Here is a 25,114-nt window from a genome sequence, read left to right as displayed (position 1 = left end):
TTAGTTGTAACACTAAAGTAGTTACTTTAAATTAAAGGTCAATTTAATTGTCTGTTTTTTTACGATGTTCATCACCATAAATTAGGCTTCCATATAGGCTTCAATTGGAGCACAAGTACAGATTAAATTCCTGTCGCCATAAGCATCATCAACACGTCTTACAGAAGGCCAAAATTTATTGCCTTTTACATAGTCTAAAGGAAACGCTGCGGTCTCACGGGTATATGGAAATAGCCATTCATCGGCGGTTACCATATCCAACGTATGAGGCGCATTTTTTAATACGTTGTTGTTGTCATCTTTTGAAGCTTGGTCAATTTCCTTTTTAATGGAGATTAAAGCGTCACAAAACCGGTCAATTTCTTCTTTGCTTTCACTTTCAGTGGGTTCAATCATCAAGGTTCCCGCAACAGGAAATGAAACGGTAGGAGCATGAAAACCATAATCCATAAGACGTTTGGCAATATCCGTCACTTCAATGCCATTGGCTTTAAACGGTCTGCAATCCACAATCATTTCATGGGCAGCTCTGCCGCGTTCTCCAGAATACAAGGTGTCAAAGCTACCTTGTAAACGATGTTTGATGTAATTGGCATTTAAAATGGCTATTTTGGTAGATTCTGTCAAGCCTTCGGCTCCCAACATCTTGATATATCCATAAGAAATCAAACAAGCTAAGGCAGAACCATAGGGTGCGGCTGAAATAGCAGTTATGGCTTTGTCGCCACCGGTTTTTACCAATGGGTTGCCTGGTAAAAAGGGTACCAGTTGTTTTGCCACGCAAATAGGTCCAACACCTGGTCCACCACCACCATGCGGAATGGCAAAGGTTTTGTGTAAATTCAAGTGGCAAACATCGGCACCAATGTTGCCAGGATTGGTTAGTCCAACTTGTGCGTTCATATTGGCGCCATCCATATAAACTTGGCCACCATTATCATGAATGATTTTTGTGATTTCTTTTATGGCAGATTCATAAACGCCATGGGTTGAAGGATAGGTTACCATTAAGCAAGCTAAATTATCTTTATGTAATTCGGCTTTCTCACGTAAATCCACCACATCAATATTGCCTTCAGCTGTTGATTTGGTCACAACCACTTTCATCCCTGCCATAACCGCACTGGCTGGATTGGTACCATGGGCTGATGATGGAATCAAGCAAATGTTTCTATGGGCATCACCTCGCGATTCATGATAGGCTTTAATAACCATTAATCCAGCATATTCCCCTTGTGCTCCTGAGTTTGGTTGTAAAGAGGTTGCCGCAAAACCTGTGATTTCGGTTAATTGATCTTCTAATTCTTTTAATACAGTAAGGTAACCCTTTGCTTGTTTTAAAGGTGCAAATGGATGGATATTTCCCCATTTAAACCAACTCAACGGAAGCATTTCTGAAGCAGCATTTAATTTCATGGTGCATGAACCCAAAGAAATCATGGAATGGTTCAATGATAAATCTTTACGTTCTAGGGATTTTATATAGCGCATCAGTTCAGTTTCAGAATGGTATTTGTTGAACACATCCAATGTTAAAAAGTCAGACGTTCTTTGGGCATTTTCTGAAATATTGTTGAATTCCGAAATAGATGAAATGACAATGGTCTCTTTTTTAGCAGCTTCAGCAAAAACGGTAATGATGTAATTTAAATCTCTAACAGAAGTGGTTTCATTGATTGAAATAGTAACCGTTTCTTTATCGGGGTAAAAGAAATTCACCTTTTTTTCCTTGGCGATTTTCTTGATGTGTTTTGAATTGGTTTTAATTTGAAGCGTATCAAAATAAGACGTATTTACTTGGTCATAACCTAATTTTGCTAAAATATTTGCAAGCGTTGCAGCAGAATTGTGTACTTTATTTGCAATGAATTTCAGGCCTTTAGGGCCGTGATACACAGCATACATACCAGCCATAACGGCCAATAATACTTGAGCCGTACAAATGTTTGAGGTCGCTTTATCGCGTTTAATATGTTGTTCCCTAGTCTGAAGAGCCATACGTAAAGCTCTATTGCCATTGGCATCTTTAGTGACACCAATTATCCGTCCGGGCAAATCACGTTTGTAAGCTTCTTTGGTAGCAAAATAAGCGGCGTGGGGGCCGCCATAACCCATCGGTATACCAAAGCGTTGCGTGGTACCTACAACAACATCAGCACCAAATTTGCCAGGAGCTTCTAATTTTACCAAGCTTAAAATATCGGCTGCAACGGCTACTTTTATCTGGGCTTCATTAGCTTTTGAAATAAAGGTTTTAATGTCGGTTATTTGTCCGTCTTTTCCTGGATATTGTAATATAGCCCCAAAAAAATCAGACGAAAAGTCAAAGCTGTTTTCATTGCCAACAACCAATTCTATGCCTAGAGGATTTGACCTTGTTTGAAGTAAAGATAATGTTTGTGGTAAAATGGCATCAGAAACGAAAAATTTGTTGACTTCATTTTTTTTCTGCTCACGCTCCCGTACAGCAAACAATAAGCTCATGGCTTCAGCGGCCGCTGTGCTTTCATCCAGAAGGGATGCATTGGCAATTTCCATACCGGTTAAATCGGTTATCATGGTTTGGAAATTCAACAAAGCCTCAAGGCGACCTTGTGCAATCTCAGCTTGGTACGGTGTGTAAGCTGTGTACCAACCCGGGTTTTCAAGAATATTTCTTTGAATAACGGCTGGCATTATGGTTGGGTGGTATCCCAATCCTATATAGGTTTTATACGCTTTATTTTTTTTCGATAACTCATGAATATGAAGTAAATATTCATGTTCGGTCATGGGTTCATCCAAATTCAATGGCTTTTTTAAGCGAATGTCATCTGGGATGGTTTCATAGATTAATTGATCCAAAGAATCTACTCCGATGGCTTTTAACATGAGTTTTTGATTGTTTTCTCTTGGTCCTATGTGACGCAATGCAAAAGCGTTTGTGTTCATAAAAAATTATTGAAAATTAATGCGCAAAATTACATAATTAAAATGCCTTTTTTGAGAATAAAAATGAAAGTTTTTAACCAATGGACAGCTTTATTAACACTTTGGTTATTTTTGTATTATGACTATTTTAAAGCAGATATTGAATTTTTACATAAACAGCAGTATCCATGTGGCTTTAGCTGTTTTTTCCATGTCTTGGATTACGCTAAAGGACTTTAACCTTCCGTATGATGCCAATGTGCTGTATTTTATTTTTTATGCGTCTATTACAGGGTATAATTTTGTGAAATATTTTGGGATGGCCAAGTTTCATCACCGCAGTTTGACAGCATGGCTGAAATTGATTCAGATGTTTTCGCTGGTATGCTTTATCTTGATGTGTTACTACGGATTGAAACTTCAGGAAAAAACAATGCTCTACATAGCTGGTTTCGGACTTATAACGTTTTTATATGCCATTCCTTTTTTGCCCAACAGATTGTTTGTGGATGAACAAAATAACTTAAGGAGTATTACGGGATTAAAAGTGTATGTTATCGCTTTGGTATGGTCTGGAGTAACGGTTTTTTTGCCATTATTAAATGCCAATTATCCTATTGGTGAAGATGTTATCATAACCGGCTTACAGCGGTTTGTTTTTGTAATCATGTTAATGTTACCTTTTGAAATAAGGGATTTGCGATATGATAGCTTAAGGCTATCTACAATTCCTCAGCAAATTGGTATTAAGGGCACTAAAATAATGGGCGTATTGTTAGGTGTACTTTGTTTTGTTTTAGAATTTTTTAAAAATGAAATACAGCCGGGTGAAGTTATGGCCTTACTAGTAACAACACTAATTTTAATTTTGTTTTTGATGTTTTCTAAAAAAGAACAGGGAAAATATTATTGCTCGTTTTGGGTGGAAGGATTACCAATTTTATGGCTGTTTTTTTATCTTGCCATTAATTGATTTCTGATTTTTTCAAAACCTTCTCAAAATCTTTTTTCAAATTGATCTTGTCTTTTTTGTCCATACAAGTAACCTTTGAATTTTTAATTAAAGAGGTAAGTTTTGTATTGTTTTTCGTGTATTGTCTACATGCTCTGCAATATATCAAGTGAATATTGAGCTTAACTTTTTCCCAAAAAGACGATTCTTTGTATTGTGTTTTGTCGCAAACATGATTTGCTTCACTACAGGGAATCCCAAATTTAATTTTTTTGCTCATAATCAAAACCAATTGTCTTCAAGGCAAGCAGCCATAGCGGTTCTAGCTCTATGTATAATTACCCAAAGATTAGACGCAGTGATATTTAATTCATTACAAATTACCTCGGTTTCATAACCTTCAATAGTTTTCATTCTAAAAACTTCTGCTTGTTTTTCGGGTAATTTAGATAGGCAGTTGTATATGGCATCGCCAAGTTCTTCATTTTGAATGGTATCTTCAGCTGTTTTGTCAAATGGGTCAGCAACTTGTTCTTCCAACCAATCGCCTTCATTTTCAGCATCATTATTGTAGATCATTCTAACTTCGGCTTTCCCTTTTTTGGAGTTTATTTTTCGATAGTGATCAATGATTTTTCGTTTTAAAATAGAAATCAACCACGTGCGTTCACTGGCTTCTCCTTTAAATTTTTTCATCGATTTTAACCCCGCCAAAAACGTGTCTTGTACTAAATCCTGGGCCATTTCTTTGTCATTGACACGTGAAATGGTGTAATTAAATAAGTAATCGGCATAAAGGTCAATCCACTTATTAGGGTTTAGAAGATGTTTTGGCATACTGTTTTTATAACAAGTTTTTCAAAAATAACACAAAAAAAGCAGAAATTAAGCTTTTATTAATCCAGCACGTTTCAGTAGAGCTTCCGGTTTTGGTTCGTGCCCTCTAAAGCGTTTGTAAAGCACCATAGGGTCTTCGGTTCCACCTTGTGATAAGATATTATCTTTGAATTTTTTGGCGACTTCTTTGTTGAAAATACCTGCTTCCTTGAAATATTCAAAAGCATCGGCATCCAATACTTCGGCCCATTTATAACTGTAATATCCAGAAGAATAACCGCCTTGAAAAATATGCGAGAACGAGGTACTCATGCAATTTTCTACTACATCAGGATATAGTTTTGTGCTTTCAAATGCTTGAAGTTCGTGGTCTTTTACACTAGAAATAGTGGTTGGATCTTGACCGTGCCAACTCATGTCCAATAATCCAAAACTCAACTGTCTGAGTGTTTGCATGCCTTCGTGAAATGTGGCAGAAGCTTTGATTTTTTCAATTAAATCCATGGGAATAACCGCTCCAGTTTCGTAATGTGTAGCAAATAATTCCAGTGCTTCTTTTTCGTAACACCAGTTTTCAAGCACTTGACTTGGTAATTCAACAAAATCCCAGTAAACACTTGTGCCCGATAGGCTTGGGTAGGTGGTGTTGGCTAACATTCCGTGAAGCGCATGGCCAAATTCATGGAACAGCGTGGTCACTTCGTTAAAGGTCAACAATGAGGGTTTGCTTTTGGTTGGCTTGGTGAAGTTGCAAACTATAGAGATATGTGGCCTTTCATTGACACCTTTTTTGATGGATTGGGGCTTAAAGGAAGTCATCCAGGCCCCATTTCGTTTACCTGCCCTAGGGAAAAAATCGGCATAGAATATAGAAACCAGTTGGCCTTTTTCATCAGTTACTTTGTATGTAAGTACATCTGGATGGTATTTGTCAATGGTGTTTATTTCCTCAAACTCTAATCCATAGAGTTTTTGAGCTACCAAAAACACACCGTTGATTACGTTTTCAAGCTTAAAATAAGGTTTTAGCTTTTCGTCATCTAAATCAAACAATTTTTGTTTGAGTTTTTCAGCATAATAGGCGCTATCCCATTTCTCCAATTGGTCAATGCCATCCAGTTCTTTAGCAAAGGCTTGAAGATCATTAAATTCTTGTTGTGCTGCTGGTTTGGCTTTTTCCAATAATTCGTTTAAAAACGAGGCTACTTTTTCAGGTGTTTTGGCCATCCGTTCTTCCAAAACAAAATCAGCATGGGTTTTGTAGCCTAATAATTGAGCCCGTTCAAAACGAAGTTTGGCAATATTCAAAACAATATCTTGATTGTCAAGATCATCATTGTGAAAACCTTTTTTGCCCGATGCAATGGCCAGTTTTTTGCGAAGTTCCCTGTTGTCTGCATAAGTCATAAACGGAATATAGCTCGGATAATCCAATGTAAACAACCAACCTTCTTTATCTTTTGATTCGGCTAATTGCTTGGCGGCTTCAATAGTGCCTTCTGGCAAGCCTGCTAAATCGTCTTCATTAGTGATCAGCATTTCAAACTTATTGGTTTCGGCCAATACATTTTCACCAAATTTAAGCTTCAACTGACTTAATTTTTTATCGATTTCTCTAAGTTTTTGTTTTTTGTCTTCAGGTAAATTGGCACCGTTTCTGGAAAAACTTTTGTATTTTTTGTCAAGCAGCGTTTGCTGTTCGGTTGTTAAATCTAAAGAATCCTTAAGATTGTAAACCGCTTTAACACGTTTGAATAGGTCTTCGTTTAAAGCAATATCGTTACTGAACTCTGATAATAATGGTGATACCTCCTGAGCAATTTTTTGAATATCATCATTGGTCTCAGCTGAGTTTAAGTTGAAAAAAATATTGGAAACCCTATCTAATTGTTCGCCGGAAAAATCCAATGCTTCAATGGTGTTTTCAAAAGAAGGTGCCTCCGTATTATTGACTATTGCATCAATTTCATCTTTAGCGTCTTGTATGGCTTGTTTGAAAGCAGGAAGGAAATCTTGGGTTTTTATGTTGGAAAATGGCGCTGTGCCATAAGGTGTGCTGAAAGGTTTTGTTAATATATTTTGAATCATGGATTATAAATTTAAAAACTATTATGCGTGCATAATTTATTTTTTATATATTTGCAGATATTATTTTTGAAGAGTGACTAATTCAAATTAATCTCCATAAACCTCGAATTTTTTCGGGGTTTTTTTATTTTAAGTCGTTAGCCGATTTGATGACCATTTGTTTAAGGCCATCTTTATAAGTTAAGATTTTATCCAATACACTTGAATCACTTGAACCAATAATCTGAGCCGCCAAAATACCGGCGTTTTTGGCACCATTAAGCGCAACGGTGGCTACAGGAACACCACCTGGCATTTGAAGTATGGAAAGTATTGAGTCCCAACCATCAATGGAATTGCTGCTTTTTATGGGAACGCCTATAACAGGAAGTGGAGAAAGCGAAGCAATCATACCGGGTAAATGAGCTGCACCACCAGCACCAGCTATAATAACCGAAAAGCCTTTAGTATGAGCATGTTTGCCATAATCAAATAATTTTTCAGGGGTTCTGTGAGCAGAAACAATATCAACTTCAACAGCAATATCAAAACCTTTTAAAATATCAATGGCATCTTGCATAACAGGAAGGTCGCTCTTGCTTCCCATGATTATTCCAACTTTACTCATAACGTTTTTATTTTGCGATTACTTTTATCGTATTTTTTACTTCTTCGGCAATACGCCGCGCTTTGTTTAAATCCTCATTCACTATGGTTACATGTCCCATTTTTCGGAATGGTCTGGTTTGTTTTTTACCATAAATGTGAGGCGTTACACCGTCCATGTGCATGATAGCTTCAATATTTTGATATACAACATTACCAGTAAAACCTTCGGCACCTACTAAATTGACCATAATACCCCCAACTTTACTATCGGTTCTTCCCAACGGTAAATTTAAAATAGCTCTTAGATGTTGTTCAAACTGTGATGTGTAACTGGATTCAATAGTATGGTGTCCAGAATTATGTGGTCTTGGCGCTACTTCGTTTATTAAAATATCATCTTCTTTTGTTTGAAACATTTCAACTGCCAACAACCCAACATGGTTGTATGCTGCCGATACTTTCAAGGCAATATCTTTTGCTTTTTTGGCTACTTCATCAGGGATTCTGGCAGGACAAATCACATATTCCACTTGATTGGCCTCAGGATGGAATTCCATCTCAACAACAGGATATGCTTTGGTTTCACCGGAAACATTCCGTGCCACAATGACGGCTAATTCATTTTTAAATGGGACCAATGTTTCTGTAATACACTCAACATTTGGCAAGCCTTGTAAATCTTCCATGGATTTGACAATTTTAACACCTTGGCCATCATAACCAAATTGAGCGCTTTTCCATACAAATGGCAGATTCAATCCGCCGTGGTTAATGGCTTCCTTAATTTCAGAGGTATAAGCAAACCTTGAAAAAGGGGCAGTTGGCAAATTGTGGTCAATATAAAATAATTTTTGTGTAGCCTTGTTTTGAATGGCTCTGAGGGTTTTAGAAGATGGAAATACTTTTATACCTTCTTTTTCAAGATCTTCCAGAGCAGCTACATTAACGTTTTCAATTTCAATGGTCAGCACATCTACCTGTTTACCAAACTTATAAACTGCATCATAATCCATTAAATCCCCCAAATGGAATTCATTGCATGCGATGTTGCACGGTGCTTCTTTGCTAGCGTCCATCACACAGGTGTAAATATCAAATTTCCTAGTATCGTTCAGCAACATTTTGCCCAATTGTCCGCCTCCCAGGATGCCAAGTTTAAAATTTGAAGAAAAATAGTCCATGAAATTAGTCTTTAATGAAATCATTAACAGATATGCAAAAATACATTTTAATATGAAACATCCATGACTAAAATTTTGTCATACAGCGGAATGATTATATGGATGTTACATCTGGCCGATAAAAAACAAATAAATATAAACAGATGAAAAGCCCATTAATAAATTTGACTAAGCGTTATAAATGGTAAGCTAATAAAAGTTTGCTTGAAAAAAAACAGGAAATTATACAGTTAAGTCACCTAGAAACCATTAAAAAATGACTTTGATTGAACAAAATGCGTTTAAATCATAAATTAAAAATGGGTAATCGGCAATCAATTCCTTAACTTTGCATCTTTTAAAATTTAACACAGTGATAAAACTTCACGACAAATATTTTAAACCGTTTATTTCTGCCAAGGAAATAGATACTGCCTTGGAACGACTGGCCCATGAAATCCATAATGACATAGGTTATGAGATTCCTGTGTTTGTGGGTGTTCTGAATGGTTCCTTTATGGTGGTCAGTGATTTTGTGAAAAAATATCCAAGCCCCTGTGAAGTGACCTTTATTAAATTGGCTTCTTATGAAGGCGTTAAATCCACTGAGGATATTCAACGTTTAATAGGATTGACACAAGATTTAAAAGGACGAACAGTTGTTGTACTTGAAGATATCATTGATACTGGTAATACGCTTGCTGAGATACATAGGATTTTTAAAAACGAACAGGTAAAAGCACTAAAAATAGCCACCTTGTTTTATAAACCTGCAGCATATAAAAAAGATTTTAAGCTACATTATGTTGGTATAGAAATCCCAAATAAATTCATAGTTGGATTTGGACTTGACTATGACGGATTGGGACGAAATTTACCAGAAGTCTATCAGATAAAAGAAACACAACACATGACAAACTTAGTGCTATTTGGGCCTCCAGGAGCAGGAAAAGGAACGCAAGCCAATTTTTTAAAGGAAAAGTACAATCTCATTCATATTTCAACAGGAGATGTTTTTAGGTTCAACATAAAAAACGAGACTGCTTTGGGCATGTTGGCAAAATCCTATATGGACAAAGGGGAATTGGTTCCAGATCAAGTGACCATAGATATGTTAAATGCTGAGGTTGAAAAAAATGCTGATGCCAACGGATTTATTTTTGATGGTTTTCCGCGTACCAATGCACAAGCTGATGCCTTGGATAAATTGATGGATACCAAAGATTCTGCAATAAGCGCCATGATTGCTCTTGAAGTTGAAGATGATATCTTGGTAAAACGGTTGTTAGAGCGTGGTAAAACCAGTGGCAGACCTGATGATGCCAATGAATCTGTTATTAGAAATAGAATAAAGGAATATTATAAAAAAACAGCTGTTTTAAAAGACTATTATTCAGCTCAAAACAAATATTTTGGGGTTGATGGTGTTGGTAGTATAGATGAAATCACAGAACGTTTAAGCAACGTTATAGATAGCTTATAAACGTTTTCGAGTTTAAATTTATATTTAAACTTAAATATTTTAAACGCAATCATGACTGAAGGAAATTTTGTTGATTATGTAAAAATGTTTGTGTCCTCAGGTAATGGAGGCAAAGGCTCTGCGCATCTACATCGCGAAAAATTTATTACTAAAGGAGGCCCTGATGGTGGTGATGGCGGTCGTGGTGGCCATGTTATTATTCGAGGTAATTCAAACCTTTGGACATTACTTCACTTAAAATTCAAAAAACATATTAGAGCCGGTCATGGAGAACATGGAAGCAAAAGCAGAAGCTTTGGTGCCGATGGAGAAGATGTGTATGTTGATGTGCCGTTGGGAACCGTGGTTCGTGATACCGAGACCAATGATATTATTTTTGAAATCACTAAAGATGGTGAAGAAAAAATCATTGCAGAGGGAGGAAAAGGCGGACTGGGTAACTGGCATTTTAGATCGGCTACCAATCAAACGCCACGCTATGCGCAACCTGGTTTACCTTTAGAAGAAAGACACATCACACTTGAATTAAAAGTCTTGGCCGATGTGGGCTTGGTAGGATTTCCCAATGCCGGAAAATCCACGCTTTTATCGGTTGTTACGGCTGCCAAGCCAAAAATTGCTGATTATGAATTTACGACTTTAAAACCCAATCTGGGAATTGTAGAGTACCGCGATTTTCAAACATTTGTCATGGCAGACATTCCCGGAATTATTGAAGGCGCTGCTGAAGGAAAAGGACTTGGGCACTATTTTCTACGGCATATTGAACGTAATTCCATTTTACTGTTTTTAATTCCGGCCGATGCAGACGACATTAAAAGGCAATACGATATTCTGTTGGATGAGCTTCGTCGCTACAATCCTGAAATGCTTGATAAAGAACGCATCATTGCCATTTCAAAATGCGATTTATTGGATGATGAACTTAAAGCAGAGCTCAAGAAAGAACTGGATAAAGAGCTCCCAATACCATATCTGTTTATCTCCTCAGTGGCACAACAAGGCATCACAGAGTTGAAAGACACCTTGTGGAAAATGTTGAACAATTAGCTTTTTTGGGTGTTCCGTTTTATACAATAAAACGTCAGGCTTTACATTACAATCTTTTTTTGATTTCAAAAAAAGGATTTTCATTTCAATCCTTAACACAAATTCCATGCAACAATACTGTTAATGGAACATTTTTTGATTATTTTTATAATAAAAACAATCATGAAAGTATTATCCCCGGTTATTTTAATGCTACTTATATTGAGTTCTTGCGCTCCCATTCGCGTGACCTATGATTATGAAAAAGGAACGGATTTTTCAAAATACAAAACCTATAACTATTATGGTGATATGAAAACCGGTTTAAGTGAATTGGATACTAAACGGTTTTTAGAGTCTATGGACGCCAAACTGGAAACTTTGGGAATTAGATTTTCTGAAACGCCAGATTTCTACATTGACATAAAAAGCAGTGAGTACAGAGAAGCCCAGCGCAACACGGTTGGGGTTGGTTTAGGTGGTGGTGGCCGCAATGTTGGTGGTGGTCTTTCCATTGGCATTCCCTTGGGGCAATCCAATGTGAACCGTCAAATTATCATTGATTTTGTTGATGAAAAAGGGAAGGGATTGTTTTGGGAAGCGGTGAGTGAATCCAGTTACAATCCTAATGCAACGCCAGAAAACAGAACCGCACAATTACAGGCTATTGTAAATAAAACGCTGTCCCAATATCCGCCAAAACCCTAGTTTTAAATTTTATAAAGATTATAACATATTAAATTCCCTGATTGTTTTTTGATTTTGTAGTTTTACTTAAAAGCAATAAAAATCATGAATAATTTAAAACATAAAGTGGCTCTTGTTACAGGAGGCACAAAAGGGATAGGATATGGAATTGCACAAGCATTGCTTAGTGAAGGCATTCAAGTTGCCATTACCAGCAGGGATGAATCCTCTGCTCAAAAAGCAGCAGGAGCTCTTAATGCCAATGCGTCAAAAGGGGCAAAAGCTATTGGTATTAAAGCCGATGTAAGAGATTATAAAAGTCAGCAAAATGCTATTAAAATCATTTTGGAACACTTTAACCAGTTGGATATTGTGATTGCCAATGCTGGTTTAGGACATTTTGCAAGTATTGAGGATTTATCAGTTGAGCAATGGCAGGAAACCATAGACACCAATCTTACAGGTGTGTTTTATTCCATTAAGGCCACTGTGGATGCCTTAAAACAATCAAAAGGCTATTTTATTACCATTTCCAGTTTAGCGGGAACCAATTTTTTTGCAAATGGATCTGCTTATAATGCCAGTAAGTTTGGAGTAACAGGATTTACGCAAGCCGTCATGTTGGATTTGCGTAAACACAATGTCAAAGTAAGTACCATTTTGCCGGGTTCGGTCGCCACGTATTTTAATGATCATACTCCCAATGCAGATGATGCTTGGAAAATTCAGATTGAAGACATTGGTGAATTGGTTTTGGATTTGCTTAAAATGAACCCCAGAACCTTGCCAAGTAAAATTGAGGTGCGACCAACCATGCCACCAAGTAAATAGTTTTCCCTTTAGTTTTTGACCAACTTCTTGGTTGCAATCAATACGTTATTGGAGTAAAATTTAGCAATATAAATACCGTTGCTGAAGCTTTGCATGTCAATTTTAGAAGTATAAGAACTGGAAATAGTTTTAGTGGCAATTTTTTTACCATCCATGCTAACAATATCAACTCTCAAGTTAGTATTTAAAGAACTATCAAATTTTAAGTTCACAATATCTTGGGTTGGATTTGGATAAACAGTGATTTTTATATCATTGACCTGGCTGTTTATCTCATGAACTCCCAAAGCAGAATTGTCAATAGTCCAGCTAACAGTATACGCATGAATGGTTTCATGGTTATCTATTCTTAATAGTGGTGTGGTATCTGTTACCACAGCAGTCAAATTATTGATGCCGGCATTTAAATCGGTTTTTAAAACAGAAAGATGGTCTAAATTGTTTGCAAAATCAGCTCCATTAAGTGTCCACTTGCTTTGTAAAGTATTGGGTATGGTTTCTATTAAATTGAGTTGAAAATCAATAAGAAAACTAGGGTTTGTGATACTACTTGATATGGGTGTGTAAGAATCGATTGGAGAAACAAGTGAATGGATTTTTTCAATGACACCTTCTGTACAAACAGAACAAAAAGGATATCCTAAATAGCGCATTTTACAAGTTTGGTGAGGTCTGTACCAGGTTTTGGCATTTACTGAGCCTGAAAGCTGATAAATGTTAATGCCATTAACACCTATCCAATTTTTCCATTTTACCAAACTTGGATTGGTTTCTTGGGTCAAGTTAATGCCTTCGGCTAAATATTCATCGCCCTGAAAATATTCGTCTTTCAAATTGGCAAAAGAATGTCCTATTTCGTGTACGGCAATTTCACTGGCACTCATGCCGGTTGAAGCAAAAGCAAACTGACCTCCAGAACCACCATACTCACTTGAATTTACTAAAACAATAGCGATATCATAAAGCTGAAAATTATTTGCAAGCACGGTAGAAATGGTTGAAGTATTAAAGCTGTAAAGCAATCTGTGGTATCCGCCAGTATCATAACTGCTGTTAAAATACGTGTCAACATTTGTTATTGGAGAAGTGGGTTCAACAACATCGGTTGCTGTTCCAGGATGGTCAGCACCACTTTCATTAGAGGGTACTTTTATGATATAAACGTTAAAATAATTGGCATATTCACTGTAGGGTGTTTGTGAAAACATGGAATTCATAAAATTGGTTGCATCAGTAGTGAATTTGTTAAACTCACTGCTTTGATAGCCTTCACTTAAAATCACCAAATTAATGCGTTTATTATTGTCGCCAGAATATTTAATCGACTCAACAGTAAAAGCCTGTGAAAAAGCTAATTGAATGTTCAAAATAGATAATATCAGAAATAAAGATTGCTTCATGCTTATTCTATTTTGTTCACTATAAGTGGTTTGCTTTTTTTGTGCATATCTACAATTTCTTCTATTGAAATAGATTTTGTATCTGGGTGTAATTGCATCCTGATTGAAAATTCACAGCTATCCAATATTACGGTTTTTTTTTCAAAAGTATTCGCATCGCCAATATATTCAAAAGTTTTAACAAGTGGATTTTTAATAACCTGTCTAGCTAAAATCCTTGAATTTTTATCTAGTTGAAGACATAGCAGATCACCAGGTACGCCATTTTCAGAATTATTGAGTGGTTGTGTTTTTAGTTTGCCATCAGTTTTTATTTTGTTGATTAAGCTGATTTTTTTTTCATCAGAATTATCTTTTAAAATTTTATAATTCAAAAAGATAAGTTTGGGATTGCTTAACGTTGGAATAGGTTTTGGCAACACGTTTTGTTGTGAACTACATGAAACATTGGCGACTAACCATAGAGAAACCATTAACGCGAAAAAAATGCGGGATAACAAAACTAAGGTTTTCAATGTCTGTAGGTTTTTGGTAAAGTTAAGGAATTTTACTTCACATTAATTCTTGTGCCTTCACTATGACTGCTAAATTCAGGAGCGTACATGCTTTGAATGGTTGTAATGCCATTGCTCATGTTTCCTGCGTTGTTGACTCGTAAATCATATTCAAACACATAGACGCCTTTTGGTAAATAATCAAAAAAGAAATTCGTGCTGGCATCCTTCGTACTTTCATAATAGCCCAATCCGTCTTGCCATTTGTATTGTGACAAAACATTTATAGGCTCTAATCCCGCAGCTCGCATGTCTTTCATGTGAATAAATTCCATTGCTCTGTCACTACGCAATTCAATACGAACACAAACCAAATCGCCTACTTTTAAATTGGTTCCAGGAGTGATTTCTGAAAGTTCTTCACCCATATTGGTGTTGGTTTTAAGGAACAGTTTTTTCTTTAATTTTAAAGGTGTTTCAGCCGACGTAATCTTATCTAAATCCTCAAAATATTGCCAATACAAACCGCCCCAGGCAATACCATCGCCTTTTTTGGTTAGGGTAACATTTGCCATTTCAGGTTTTATGTATGAAGTGTTCCATGAGGTTTTAAAGTATCCTGTTCCAGCTTCTACTTTAACGTTTTCTAATTGAGAAGGGTCTATTTTTTTACTGCCAACCACAATATTAACGGCATCGGTTACTGATAACCAATCGCTACCTTGAAGCAATAAGGCATATACCGCTTCGGTAGTAGCTTTGGTGGTTTTCCATTGATTGGTTTGCTTGTTTTTAAGTAACCAGATTTTTAAATTATCAATGGTTTTGGTGTCATTTTCAATTTCTGAAAAGACTTCAATCAGCAAGGCTTGGGTTTCAATAGGCGCTTGGTACCAATACCAAGAGCGGGTGTTTTCTTTCCAGTACATGCCCATTTCATCAGACGTGATGCTATTTTCTTTTAGTGATTTTATAATTTTGTTTGAAGTGTTTTTATCACCAAATCGTTCAGAAATCAAGGCCATTAAACCTTTGGCATAAAGCGAACGACTCAACCAATAGTGTTGGATTTGTGTTTGGTAATATTTAGTGATGTCCTCAACCTCTTTAGATTTTTTAAACTCAGGAAAGAAGCTTCGCATGTACAAATAATGTAATTGCGTGTAGCTTAAATGGTCTTTGGTTAAATCAACTTTAGAATCGTGTTTTTTAAGGTCTTTATATTCCTTTACAAATTCAGAATCTAAATGATTGATGGCTTTTTCAATCATTTTTGAATTTTCAGAAGTGTCAACACCAAGCTTATTTAAGTGCCCAAAACCGGCAATGATGTGTTGTGTGATATATCGGTTTTCACGACCACCATTAAACCATGCCCAAGCGCCATTGCTCATTTGGTTAGTCTCCAGTTTACGTATTGCCGATTGCAATTCATTGTTCATTTTGTTTAAATCGAACAACAGCGCTATACGTTTTTTTTGTTCCGTTTCACTTTGTGCATCGCGTAACCAAGGTGTTTCTTGAATGAGAATGGATTTTAATTCCTCATTCTTTTCAAGGTTTGAAATAAGATCTCCAGAGCTTTTCCACTGATTAAAAACGTCCTGAATTCTAGGATTTGAATTGACAATATGGCTCGCCAAGGCATTCGCGTAATATCTGCTAAACGTTTGCTCGTTACATTCGTACGGGTATTCCATTAAATAGGGCAGAGCCTGTACGGCATACCACGCCGGATTGGACGTTATTTCGAGTGTTAACTTATGATTTTTAAGTGTAGATGAGGTATTTGTTTTTAGTTTGTCCAGAGTGAATGTTCTGGTTTCGTTGGATCGAACCCACATGGGCAAGGTTTCGGTCACTAACATGCGGTTGCTTAAAACAGGCAAAGCATTTTGCTCACCATCACTAAAGGTGTCAGATTTCGCTATGATTTTATATTGAACAGCATCCACATCATCAGGAATAGTTAATTGCCAAGAGACTTGCGTGTTGCCTTTTGTATCAACAGTAAAGGGTTTTGTGTTGTTTGTATTGTCAAGTTTTGCATCAATTTCTTTTCCTGAAATAGCATCCGTTAACAATAACACAGCTTGACCTGATAACTGTTTATCTGTTAGATTGGCAATTTTTGAACTGATAGTAATTTGGTCACCCTGACGTAAAAAGCGAGGCGCATTAGGGATGACCATCAATTCTTTTTGGGTAACGGTTGTTAGAGTTTTGGTAGCGCTTTCCAAGGTTTTGGTATGTGCCAACAACTGTAATTTCCATTGGGTCAAGGCTTCTGGTGTGGTAAAACTGAAACTGACGTTACCATCTGTATCGGTTTGTAATTGTGGAAAGAAAAAGGCTGTTTCTTGCAGGTTTTTTCGGATTTGAACGTTGTCGAAGGTTGGTTTTTCAACATTTTTAGTGTTTTCTAAAACTTCTTTATCTAATTCCATTTCTTCACCGACAGAGTCATATTGAATAGATGCTACAGAAGCGTTTAAAGATCTTTTTTCTTGTGATGCACCATACCCCATGACAACAACTTCATCTAAATGAGCACTATCTTCAATTAAAAAAGCGCTTATTTTATTTTTGCCATTCAAGTCGATTTCTAAAGAAATATAACCAATAAATGTGATAACTAATTTTTCATTTTTATTAGCTTTAATTGTAAAATTTCCATCAAAGTCTGTTGTAGCCCCTATTTTTGTTCCTTTAACAATGACATTTGCCCCAGGTAAAGGATCTCCGTTTTCGTCATATACTGTTCCAGAAATATATCCTTTTTTTATTGAAGTATCATATTTAGATTCAGTTCCTAATCTTAGGGATTTTAGATAATTATCATATTGCCATTTGTTAAAATTGAAACGAAAACCAAACCAATTTAATTCATCATAATTTTGTTTTGGATAGCTTAAATTTGGGTAAGGTTCATTATAAACCCTAAAATTTTTAGTGCCAAAACTTCTGTTGGCATTACTTTGATTGTAACTGTAATAAACGGGTTTGTTTATTGGGTTAAACTCCCAGTTGTGAGGTTTAAACTGGTCTAATGAGGCATCGTACATACTGGCCAACAATTCGGCCGATACCTTATCGCCTTGGGGTCCTTTAATTTTAAAACTCCAGGTTTCATCGGTGCCAGGTTGTAATTTATCTCTAAACGTTGTGGTCTCAATTTCCAGTTCTGTTTTTGGATACGGAACAACAATGGATTCAGAGCCCGATTCAAAACCATTAAAGGCGGCAAAACTGTAATTAATTACAAATCCGCCAACATCTTCGGCCGTCACAGGAATTGAGATGGTTTGCTTGTTGTTGTTTAATTGAATGATTTGTGTTTTTACAACCTTATGGTCTTTTTCAACCCTTAGGGTCACTTTCAAGTTGTTCGCAGCCGAAGCCAATGTTACAAGTGCTACATCACCAGCTTTGTATGTTGGTTTATCGGTCGTGATGCTGAATAGTTGATGGTCTGCTATGGTTTTATCATCATCACTATAAAGTGTGGTTTTGATTTCATCTTTGACCAATTGACCAAATTTATCCTTGCTTTCCAATGTGATGAGATACAGTCCTGATTGCCAATTTTTCAGCTTCCCTAAAATTAGTTCTTTTGAGGTTTTGGTGTCAAACGGTTTTTCAAAAACCAAATCGCCTTTTTCCCAATTGGTTGCATTGTCTTCATTGGTGTAAGCATCATGAGGGAACAGGTTTTTAAAGGCTTCTTCCGAAAATTCTTGATAATCTGGTGCAGCCCAAGGTCGTGTTCGTAGCACTTGATTGGGTGCTTTTAGTTTAAATATTTTAACAACACCGCTTGCAGGTACAAATTCACCATTGAGGTTTTTGGTGTCAATATTTATTTTGTGGTCTTTTTGGGATTTATCGAGTTTGTTGTCAATGCTCATAGTCGCTATCAGCGCATGATATCCAACCTTTACAATGGTTGTAGCACTGCGGGTTTCGCCATTTAAATCGGTGACATCAGCGGTGATTTCGTAATTGAAAATGGGTAAACTGCTTTTGTCAACACTTGTGTCTGGAATGGCTTTAAACGTGATTTCAAATTCACCTTTTTCATTGGTTGTGGTTTCGCCATGTATGATTTCTTGGGGTTCACTGCTAAAATATGGACGATACCAATAATACCAATCGGGATAGATTACCTTTCTGTGTACACGATATACCACTTTGGCATCGGTAATGTTACTACCAGCATACGCTAAAGCAGTTCCTGTAACGGTTACGGAATCATTTACCCTGTAGGTTTCGGTAACTGGAGTAAATTTGGTCTCAAATTTTGGCCGTTTGTATTCTTCAACCGAGAAATAATGGTCTACAAAAAAATCATTTTCATCACCATCAAATTCAATGTGATAATTGCCATTTAAGCCACTGTTTGGCAAAATAAACTCACCAGAAATAGACCCAAAAGCATTGGTTTTAAACTCCAGTTCCTTGATTTCTTGTTCATTCACATCATATAGGGTAGCGTAAACAGGCTCATTGGCCATGACTTCCGACTTGCCATTTTTGGTTTTCATGGCGATGGCTTTAAAATAAACAGTTTGGCCCGGCCGGTATATACTTCTGTCAGTAAACAAAAAGGCTTTGTATTGCGTTTCTTCTTGTTCCGTTTTATAATATCGATTCACATAATAGTTACCGAAGTTAGCGGTGTCATTGCCGTATGTAACTTGTACTGAAAGGTTTCGATATCGATCCTTGGTTTTCTCTATGGTAATTTCGCCTAAGCTATTGGTAGAAAAAGTGTCACTTTGTGGACTTTTGCTGTTGTTTTCGTTATAGCTTAATTCAACCTCTGCATTCGCAATAGGGTTTCCGTTGTTTCTGTCAATAACCTGAAGAATTTTTTGATTTGTAGTCTCTGTTTCAACCAATGCCAAATTGGTGACTTGAATGGTGCTAAACGCAAATGTGTCGTCATCCTTTTTAGGCGAAGCAAAAATTAGGTAGGTGCCATTATTTAGTTTTGGAACTAAAATTTCAGTTGTATGCGTTTGATAATCCTGTTCATTGCGTAATGGGCTGTTCCATTCTTTGTCAATATTCAAGGTTTTGACGAAATTCCATTGATCTTCTTTTTTGTAGGTAGTATTGAGTTTTTCCAGTTGTTTTCTGCTAAGCTTGTATAGTTTAAATTGAAGCGAATCTAAATTTTTGTAGCGCACAAGTAATCGTGAGTGTTGCTGAATGGGTAGAAAATCTTCCGTGGTAATTTGTAAAGACGTTTGTTCTATCTGCTGTTTTAAGACTGAGCATTTCTCAGCAGCTTTGCTGTTTGGGAATTTTGAGATAACCCGATTACAAAGCTCATAAGCATCTTTGGTTTTCCAACGATGGGCTTCATTGGTCTTTGGCTGGTATTGATTGCCTTGTTGGTAATAGATGGAGGCAATTTCAAAATCATATAATCCTGAAACGTCATGGGGTTTTAGTTTTTCAGATTCTTCTTTTAATGTTTCCAACAAAAGCGAGTCTTTATTGCTGAAAACAGCATGTTGATTAACAAACTTTAAACGTTCAATATCAACATCAGCCAAAGCAATGGGGTCTTTATCTTTTAGGTGAAACCGGATTAAATCCTGATAAATTTTTAAAGCTTGTAACTGTAAAGAGGTGGAATCTTTTGACTGTAATTCCAGTTTTGAAAACGTAAACGCATCACATAAAAATTCTGGATTATCAATCTCAAATTTGTATGCAGGCTTGGTAATGCTGGTTTCGTTGGTTTTGTAAAAATCTAAAGCATTATGGTTTAAAAAATCAAACAAGGTAGGTCTGTATAATTTGGAATCTTTTTGAAGTGTCAATATATCATCATAATTACTCAAAGGCTCTTGTTGAAGCTTAACCTCATTTTGTAGCGAGTTTTCATACTGTTTATTTATTTCTGAAAACAAGGTTTGCAAGTCCCAAGTCCTAAAGTCCGTTGCGTCGACTTTTTCGGTGGTTTTTGTGCGATTATAAAAGGTATATCGGTTTTGCTGAAAGTATTGCCAATATAGGTTGGCCAACATGTTTTCAAGAATGTTTTTTTTTGGGAAATCGCTTTTGGAAATCGCTGTTTTAAATCTGTTGATAATGGCTAACTGAGCATCTTCTTCTAAAATCAAGGTGAATTTGCTTTTGTAAATCAATGCCTTAATCTGTTGCGTGGTGTTATGGTCTTTGTCAGCCTGTTTTGAAATGTCGTCAACAATTTTCAAGGCAGATTTTGGTAGCCCATCCATTTCAAATTGTTCAACGGTTTTCCAAAGCTTATTATAGTCTTGGGTTTGTGCTTGGGCAATGAACGAAAATAGTAATATAATAAAAAGAGATATATTGTGCTTCATAGAAATTTAATTGTAGAAAGTTACTTTCAAAAGCTGTTCCAAAAATGTAATAATTGATAAATTGTTTTCGTTTGTTAGGGTAAGTTAATGATTTTTTAAAGTAATGCTGAATTTTTAATTTTGTATTTTCGTTACCAAATGATGCACAAATTCTTATTCCTGCTTATAGTTCCATTAATTGGTTTGGGTCAGTCCAAATTGGACGATGTTGACCAGCTTTTACACAACAAGGACTATGCAAATGCAGAAAGATTGTTAACCAATTATCTTAAAGAACACCCACAAGATTTAAAAGCCATTGAGTTATTGGGCGATGCTTACGGTTATCAAGAACAATGGGATGCCGCTATTTCAAAATATAAAATGTTGGTTCAAGCCAATCAAACCAATGCCAATTATTATTACAAATACGGTGGTGCCTTGGGTATGAAAGCATTGACGGTTAACAAAGTTAGAGCCTTATCCATTATTGGCGATGTAAAAAAGGCCTTTTTAACAGCCGCAGAATTAGATCCTAATCACATTGAAACCCGTTGGGCCTTGGTAGAACTGTACATGCAATTGCCTGGTATTTTGGGCGGAAGCACAGATAAAGCTTTACAATATGCCAATGAACTGGAACACTTATCAAAAGTAGATGGCTATTTATCTAAAGGCTATATTTATGAATACAATGACCAGCCAGATTTGGCCGAGACCTATTATAAAAAAGCCATAAAAGAAGGCGGTTCCTTAACCTGTTTTGATAAACTTACCAAGTTGTACGAAACCAAAAACCAACCAGAAAAAGCCATTCAAAACATTGAGGAAGCACAAAAAATACATCAGCGCAATGCGTTACATTATCAAATAGGCAAGGTAGCCGCAGAATACAATATTGAACTCCAAAAAGGAGAAGCCTGTTTGCAAACCTATCTCAAAAATTACTCATCTCGGGATGGTGTCCCCAAGGCATGGGCGCATTACCGATTGGCACAGATTTACCTGCATAAAAACAATAAGGACCAAGCGTTAAAACACATTGATTTGGCCCTGGCCGAACTTCCTGAGATAAAGCCATTTGTGCAGGAAAAAGAAAAAATTTTAAGCATGTAATAATTGGGGCGTTACCTTTCAGGTCGCGCTTTCACTACTCGCTTTTTTTGTTTTTTCAAACCCAAAAAAGAGCTCAAACAAATCGTTCAATCGCTAACGCAGAAATCACGATTCCGTATAAAAAATAGTAAAGCAATCCGTATCTTTACCGTTCAAAATAAGTTTATGAATGTACATTTTATAGCCATTGGCGGTAGTGCCATGCACAACTTGGCCATAGCTTTGCACAATAAAGGATATCACGTAACCGGAAGTGATGATGAGATTTTTGAACCCTCAAAATCCAGATTAGCAAACAAAGGATTATTGCCAGAAACATATGGTTGGTATCCAGAAAAAATAAACAACCAACTAGATGCGGTGGTATTGGGCATGCATGCCAAAGCCGATAATCCGGAGTTGTTAAAAGCCCAGGAACTAGGTTTGAAAATTTACAGCTATCCAGAATTTTTGTACGAACAATCCAAATACAAAACCCGTGTGGTTATTGGCGGTAGCCATGGCAAAACAACCATTACATCCATGATTTTACACGTCATGCATTATCATGATAGGGACGTAGATTATATGGTAGGCGCCCAATTGGAAGGTTTTGATGTCATGGTAAAACTGACAGAGGACAATGATTTTATTGTACTGGAAGGGGATGAATATCTAAGCTCGCCAATTGATAGACGACCAAAATTCCATTTGTACACACCCAATATTGCTTTGTTAAGTGGCATTGCCTGGGATCATATCAATGTATTTCCAACTTATGAAAATTATGTTGAGCAGTTCAGGATATTTGTAGATTCTATTGTAAAGGGAGGAAGCATTACCTACAATGCTGAAGACCCAGAAGTAAAACGGGTTGTGGAAGCTTCTGAAAATGCCATTAGAAAATTACCTTACCATACACCAGAATACACTGTTGAAAATGGACAAACTCTTTTAGAAACGCCAGAAGGGCCTTTGCCAATAGAAGTTTTTGGAGCGCATAATTTAAACAATCTGGCAGGCGCCAAGTGGATTTGCCAACACATGGGCATTGATGAAGATGATTTTTACGAAGCCATTGCCACCTTTAAAGGTGCCAGCAAACGCCTTGAAAAAATAGCTGAAAGTAAAACCAGCATAGCTTATAAGGATTTTGCCCATTCGCCCAGTAAAGTGGCCGCTACAACTAAGGCCGTAAAAGAACAATACCAAAATAGAACTTTAGTGGCGTGTTTAGAACTGCATACGTATAGCAGTTTAAATGCCGATTTTTTAAAGGAATATAAAGGTGCTTTGGATGCCGCCGATGTAGCCGTGGTGTTTTACTCACCACATGCGGTTGAAATTAAAAAATTGGAACAAGTAACCCATGAGCAAATTGCCCAAGCGTTTGAACGGGATGATTTGATTATTTACACCAATCCAGACGATTTTAAACAGTTTTTGTTCTCTCAAGATTTTAACAACAAAGCATTGTTACTTATGAGTTCTGGTAATTATGGCGGACTGGATTTTGAGGCTGTTAAAAAGTTAATTTAGTGACTTTGATTGGTGCTTAACATTTTAAACACGCACCAAGCAGAAAATATGCAAGGATTTTCTGCCGTACAACGAAGATAGCTAATTGCAATGAATTCCAAGTAAGGAATTCAACTGCTATGAATCATACATTTTTACCTACTTTTTTATTTCAGTTTTTTTTCGTAATATTGCAAAATCCATTGGATAATGGATAACTGATTGGAAAATCAGTCAAGTGTCTGGATAGATGCGAGGTATTATGGTTGAAAAGTCATTTGGTTAATGGAATGAGCAGGATTGCTTTTCTTCGTAGTACTTATTTTAATTGATTATTTCTCATTCCAGAATTAAAATAAGTTTAAATGAAAAATTTAATTTTAAAGTTAGATCACTCTAACAGTATTCAGACTTCTAATGAAGAAGTCAAAATTCAAAAATTTGTTTCAAGTATTTCTCCAAGTAATTTTATTAAATTATTAAAATTTGCTGATAACAAAGTAAATCCAAGAATAGCTACTGTAAATAAAATTACAAAAAGTATTCACGAAACACTCGAAACAAGTCCTGAACTTTTTTGGTTTAAATCTAAAGGAATATTAATTGCTACTGAAAATTGTGAAGTACTTGAAAGAAATAGATTAAGAATTTCATTAGATAATTTGGATTATGAAGGTATAATGGATGGTGGACATAATACATTTGCCATTGCAATATATATAATCGAGAAGTTATTTGATGTAAGGTTAAAAAAATGGGATGAGTGTAAGCAATTCTGGGAAGAAAACTATGATGAAATCGAAAAGAGATTCAATGAAAACGTTGAGGACTTTAAGTTTTCAATTCCTGTAGAAATTATTACTCCAACAGCAGAAGAGGGGGCCTTATTAGAGTTTTATGATTTTATATCTGAAATTTGTTCCGCGCGTAATAATAATGTCCAATTAAAAGAAACTGCAAAAGGAAATCAAGTTGGTTACTATGATTATTTAAAAGAAATATTAGATGAAGAATTTGATATTATTTGGAAAACTGGTGGTTCTGGTCAGATCAAGTCGGAAGATGTGATTAGTTTAGCATCTCTTTCATTTATATTTCTTAAAGAAAAAGGACTTTTACCTGATGATATAAAATCTTTAAATAAAATTAGTGTTTATTCACAGAAAAGTAAATGTGTAGATTTCTTTAACGAGGTGATGTCCCATAGTGAGATTTCTGAAGAAGTTAAAGGGAAATATATATTGAAAAATGAAGCTGTAAAAAGTGCACTTAATTTGACAAAAGGGATTTTACATTTTTTTGATAGAATGTATTTGGAATTTCCAACACTCTATCACAAAGCTGCTCCAGGTAAATTTGGTAGAATTTCTGCTGTTGATAACAAAAAGAAAAGCAAGGTGCCATATTATACTACTAATGAGTTGTCTGATTACAAATATTCTTATGGATTTTTCTATCCGCTTATTTCAGGTGTTACAAGTTTAATGGAATATGATGAAAGAAATAATGAAGTTTATTGGAAGGTAAATCCTAAAAATCTTGATTTGGGAACCTTGGATTTAACTCAATATGTCGAATTAATTAGAATGGTAAACTTTGATCCTCAAAAAATAGGGAAAGGCGCTGCATTCTATAATGAGTCAGAAAGTATTTTCGATAAAGTCAATAATTAACAATAATTTTTTTTTATTTTTTTAAAAGCTA

Annotated in this window: 16 protein-coding genes; 8 read left to right on the top strand and 8 right to left on the bottom strand. The window is 36.0% G+C overall.

Going from position 1 to position 25,114, the window contains the following annotated elements:
* Positions 1-81: 81 nt before the first annotated feature.
* Complete coding sequence (gene gcvP / locus IEW94_RS15155; RefSeq protein WP_188654617.1) at positions 82-2,931, bottom strand: aminomethyl-transferring glycine dehydrogenase; 2,850 nt, start codon at positions 2,929-2,931, stop codon at positions 82-84.
* Positions 2,932-3,049: 118 nt separating this feature from the next.
* Here gcvP and IEW94_RS15150 point away from each other — a divergent pair, with 118 nt between their 5' ends.
* Complete coding sequence (locus IEW94_RS15150; protein ID WP_188654615.1) at positions 3,050-3,883, top strand: UbiA prenyltransferase family protein; 834 nt, start codon at positions 3,050-3,052, stop codon at positions 3,881-3,883.
* A 261-nt stretch (positions 3,884-4,144) separates the two neighbouring features.
* Here IEW94_RS15150 and IEW94_RS15145 read toward each other — a convergent pair whose 3' ends face one another.
* From IEW94_RS15145 to IEW94_RS15130, 4 genes are all read right to left on the bottom strand, one after another.
* Positions 4,145-4,699, bottom strand: coding sequence for a sigma-70 family RNA polymerase sigma factor (locus IEW94_RS15145; RefSeq protein WP_188654613.1), 555 nt, complete (start codon positions 4,697-4,699; stop codon positions 4,145-4,147).
* Between the two features lie 48 nt (positions 4,700-4,747).
* Positions 4,748-6,787, bottom strand: coding sequence for a M3 family metallopeptidase (locus IEW94_RS15140; protein ID WP_188654611.1), 2,040 nt, complete (start codon positions 6,785-6,787; stop codon positions 4,748-4,750).
* A 124-nt stretch (positions 6,788-6,911) separates the two neighbouring features.
* Positions 6,912-7,394, bottom strand: a complete 483-nt coding sequence (gene purE / locus IEW94_RS15135) for a 5-(carboxyamino)imidazole ribonucleotide mutase (RefSeq protein ID WP_188654609.1) — start codon at positions 7,392-7,394, stop codon at positions 6,912-6,914.
* Between the two features lie 7 nt (positions 7,395-7,401).
* The gene (locus IEW94_RS15130; protein WP_188654607.1) at positions 7,402-8,556 is read right to left on the bottom strand and encodes a 5-(carboxyamino)imidazole ribonucleotide synthase; all 1,155 of its coding nucleotides are present in this window, start codon (positions 8,554-8,556) and stop codon (positions 7,402-7,404) included.
* A 352-nt stretch (positions 8,557-8,908) separates the two neighbouring features.
* Between IEW94_RS15130 and IEW94_RS15125 the strand changes: the two genes are divergently transcribed.
* The 4 genes from IEW94_RS15125 (at position 8,909) to IEW94_RS15110 (ending at position 12,565) form a co-directional block, all read left to right on the top strand.
* Complete coding sequence (locus tag IEW94_RS15125; RefSeq protein WP_188654605.1) at positions 8,909-10,018, top strand: adenylate kinase; 1,110 nt, start codon at positions 8,909-8,911, stop codon at positions 10,016-10,018.
* 51 nt (positions 10,019-10,069) lie between these two features.
* Entirely contained in the window at positions 10,070-11,068 is a 999-nt protein-coding gene (gene obgE, locus IEW94_RS15120; protein WP_188654603.1) for a GTPase ObgE, read from the top strand.
* A gap of 162 nt (positions 11,069-11,230) precedes the next feature.
* Positions 11,231-11,755, top strand: coding sequence for a DUF4136 domain-containing protein (locus IEW94_RS15115; protein ID WP_188654601.1), 525 nt, complete (start codon positions 11,231-11,233; stop codon positions 11,753-11,755).
* A gap of 84 nt (positions 11,756-11,839) precedes the next feature.
* On the top strand, positions 11,840-12,565 hold the full coding sequence (locus tag IEW94_RS15110; RefSeq protein WP_188654599.1) for an SDR family oxidoreductase: 726 nt from the start codon (positions 11,840-11,842) through the stop codon (positions 12,563-12,565).
* 8 nt (positions 12,566-12,573) lie between these two features.
* Here the strand turns inward: IEW94_RS15110 and IEW94_RS15105 are convergent, their stop codons facing one another.
* The 3 genes from IEW94_RS15105 to IEW94_RS15095 form a co-directional block, all read right to left on the bottom strand.
* Positions 12,574-13,965, bottom strand: a complete 1,392-nt coding sequence (locus IEW94_RS15105; protein ID WP_188654597.1) for a T9SS type A sorting domain-containing protein — start codon at positions 13,963-13,965, stop codon at positions 12,574-12,576.
* A 2-nt stretch (positions 13,966-13,967) separates the two neighbouring features.
* Entirely contained in the window at positions 13,968-14,339 is a 372-nt protein-coding gene (locus IEW94_RS15100) for a hypothetical protein (RefSeq protein ID WP_194446403.1), read from the bottom strand.
* A gap of 173 nt (positions 14,340-14,512) precedes the next feature.
* The gene (locus tag IEW94_RS15095) at positions 14,513-20,818 is read right to left on the bottom strand and encodes an alpha-2-macroglobulin family protein (RefSeq protein WP_188654587.1); all 6,306 of its coding nucleotides are present in this window, start codon (positions 20,816-20,818) and stop codon (positions 14,513-14,515) included.
* A 138-nt stretch (positions 20,819-20,956) separates the two neighbouring features.
* Between IEW94_RS15095 and IEW94_RS15090 the strand changes: the two genes are divergently transcribed.
* The 3 genes from IEW94_RS15090 (at position 20,957) to IEW94_RS15080 (ending at position 25,083) form a co-directional block, all read left to right on the top strand.
* Positions 20,957-21,913 carry a tetratricopeptide repeat protein gene (locus IEW94_RS15090; protein WP_308423703.1) on the top strand — a complete coding sequence of 319 codons (957 nt, stop codon included), beginning with the start codon at positions 20,957-20,959 and terminating at the stop codon, positions 21,911-21,913.
* Positions 21,914-22,078: 165 nt separating this feature from the next.
* Positions 22,079-23,431, top strand: a complete 1,353-nt coding sequence (locus IEW94_RS15085) for a UDP-N-acetylmuramate--L-alanine ligase (protein WP_188654583.1) — start codon at positions 22,079-22,081, stop codon at positions 23,429-23,431.
* A 344-nt stretch (positions 23,432-23,775) separates the two neighbouring features.
* Positions 23,776-25,083: an AIPR family protein gene (locus IEW94_RS15080; RefSeq protein WP_188654581.1), complete on the top strand. Its 1,308-nt coding sequence runs from the start codon at positions 23,776-23,778 to the stop codon at positions 25,081-25,083.
* Positions 25,084-25,114 lie beyond the last annotated feature (31 nt).

Origin of the sequence: Yeosuana aromativorans (assembly GCF_014646655.1) — a bacterium.
Lineage (GTDB): Bacteria > Bacteroidota > Bacteroidia > Flavobacteriales > Flavobacteriaceae > Yeosuana > Yeosuana aromativorans.
The sequence above is the reverse complement of the archived record's forward strand: the minus strand, read 5'-3'. Positions and strand labels throughout refer to the sequence as shown.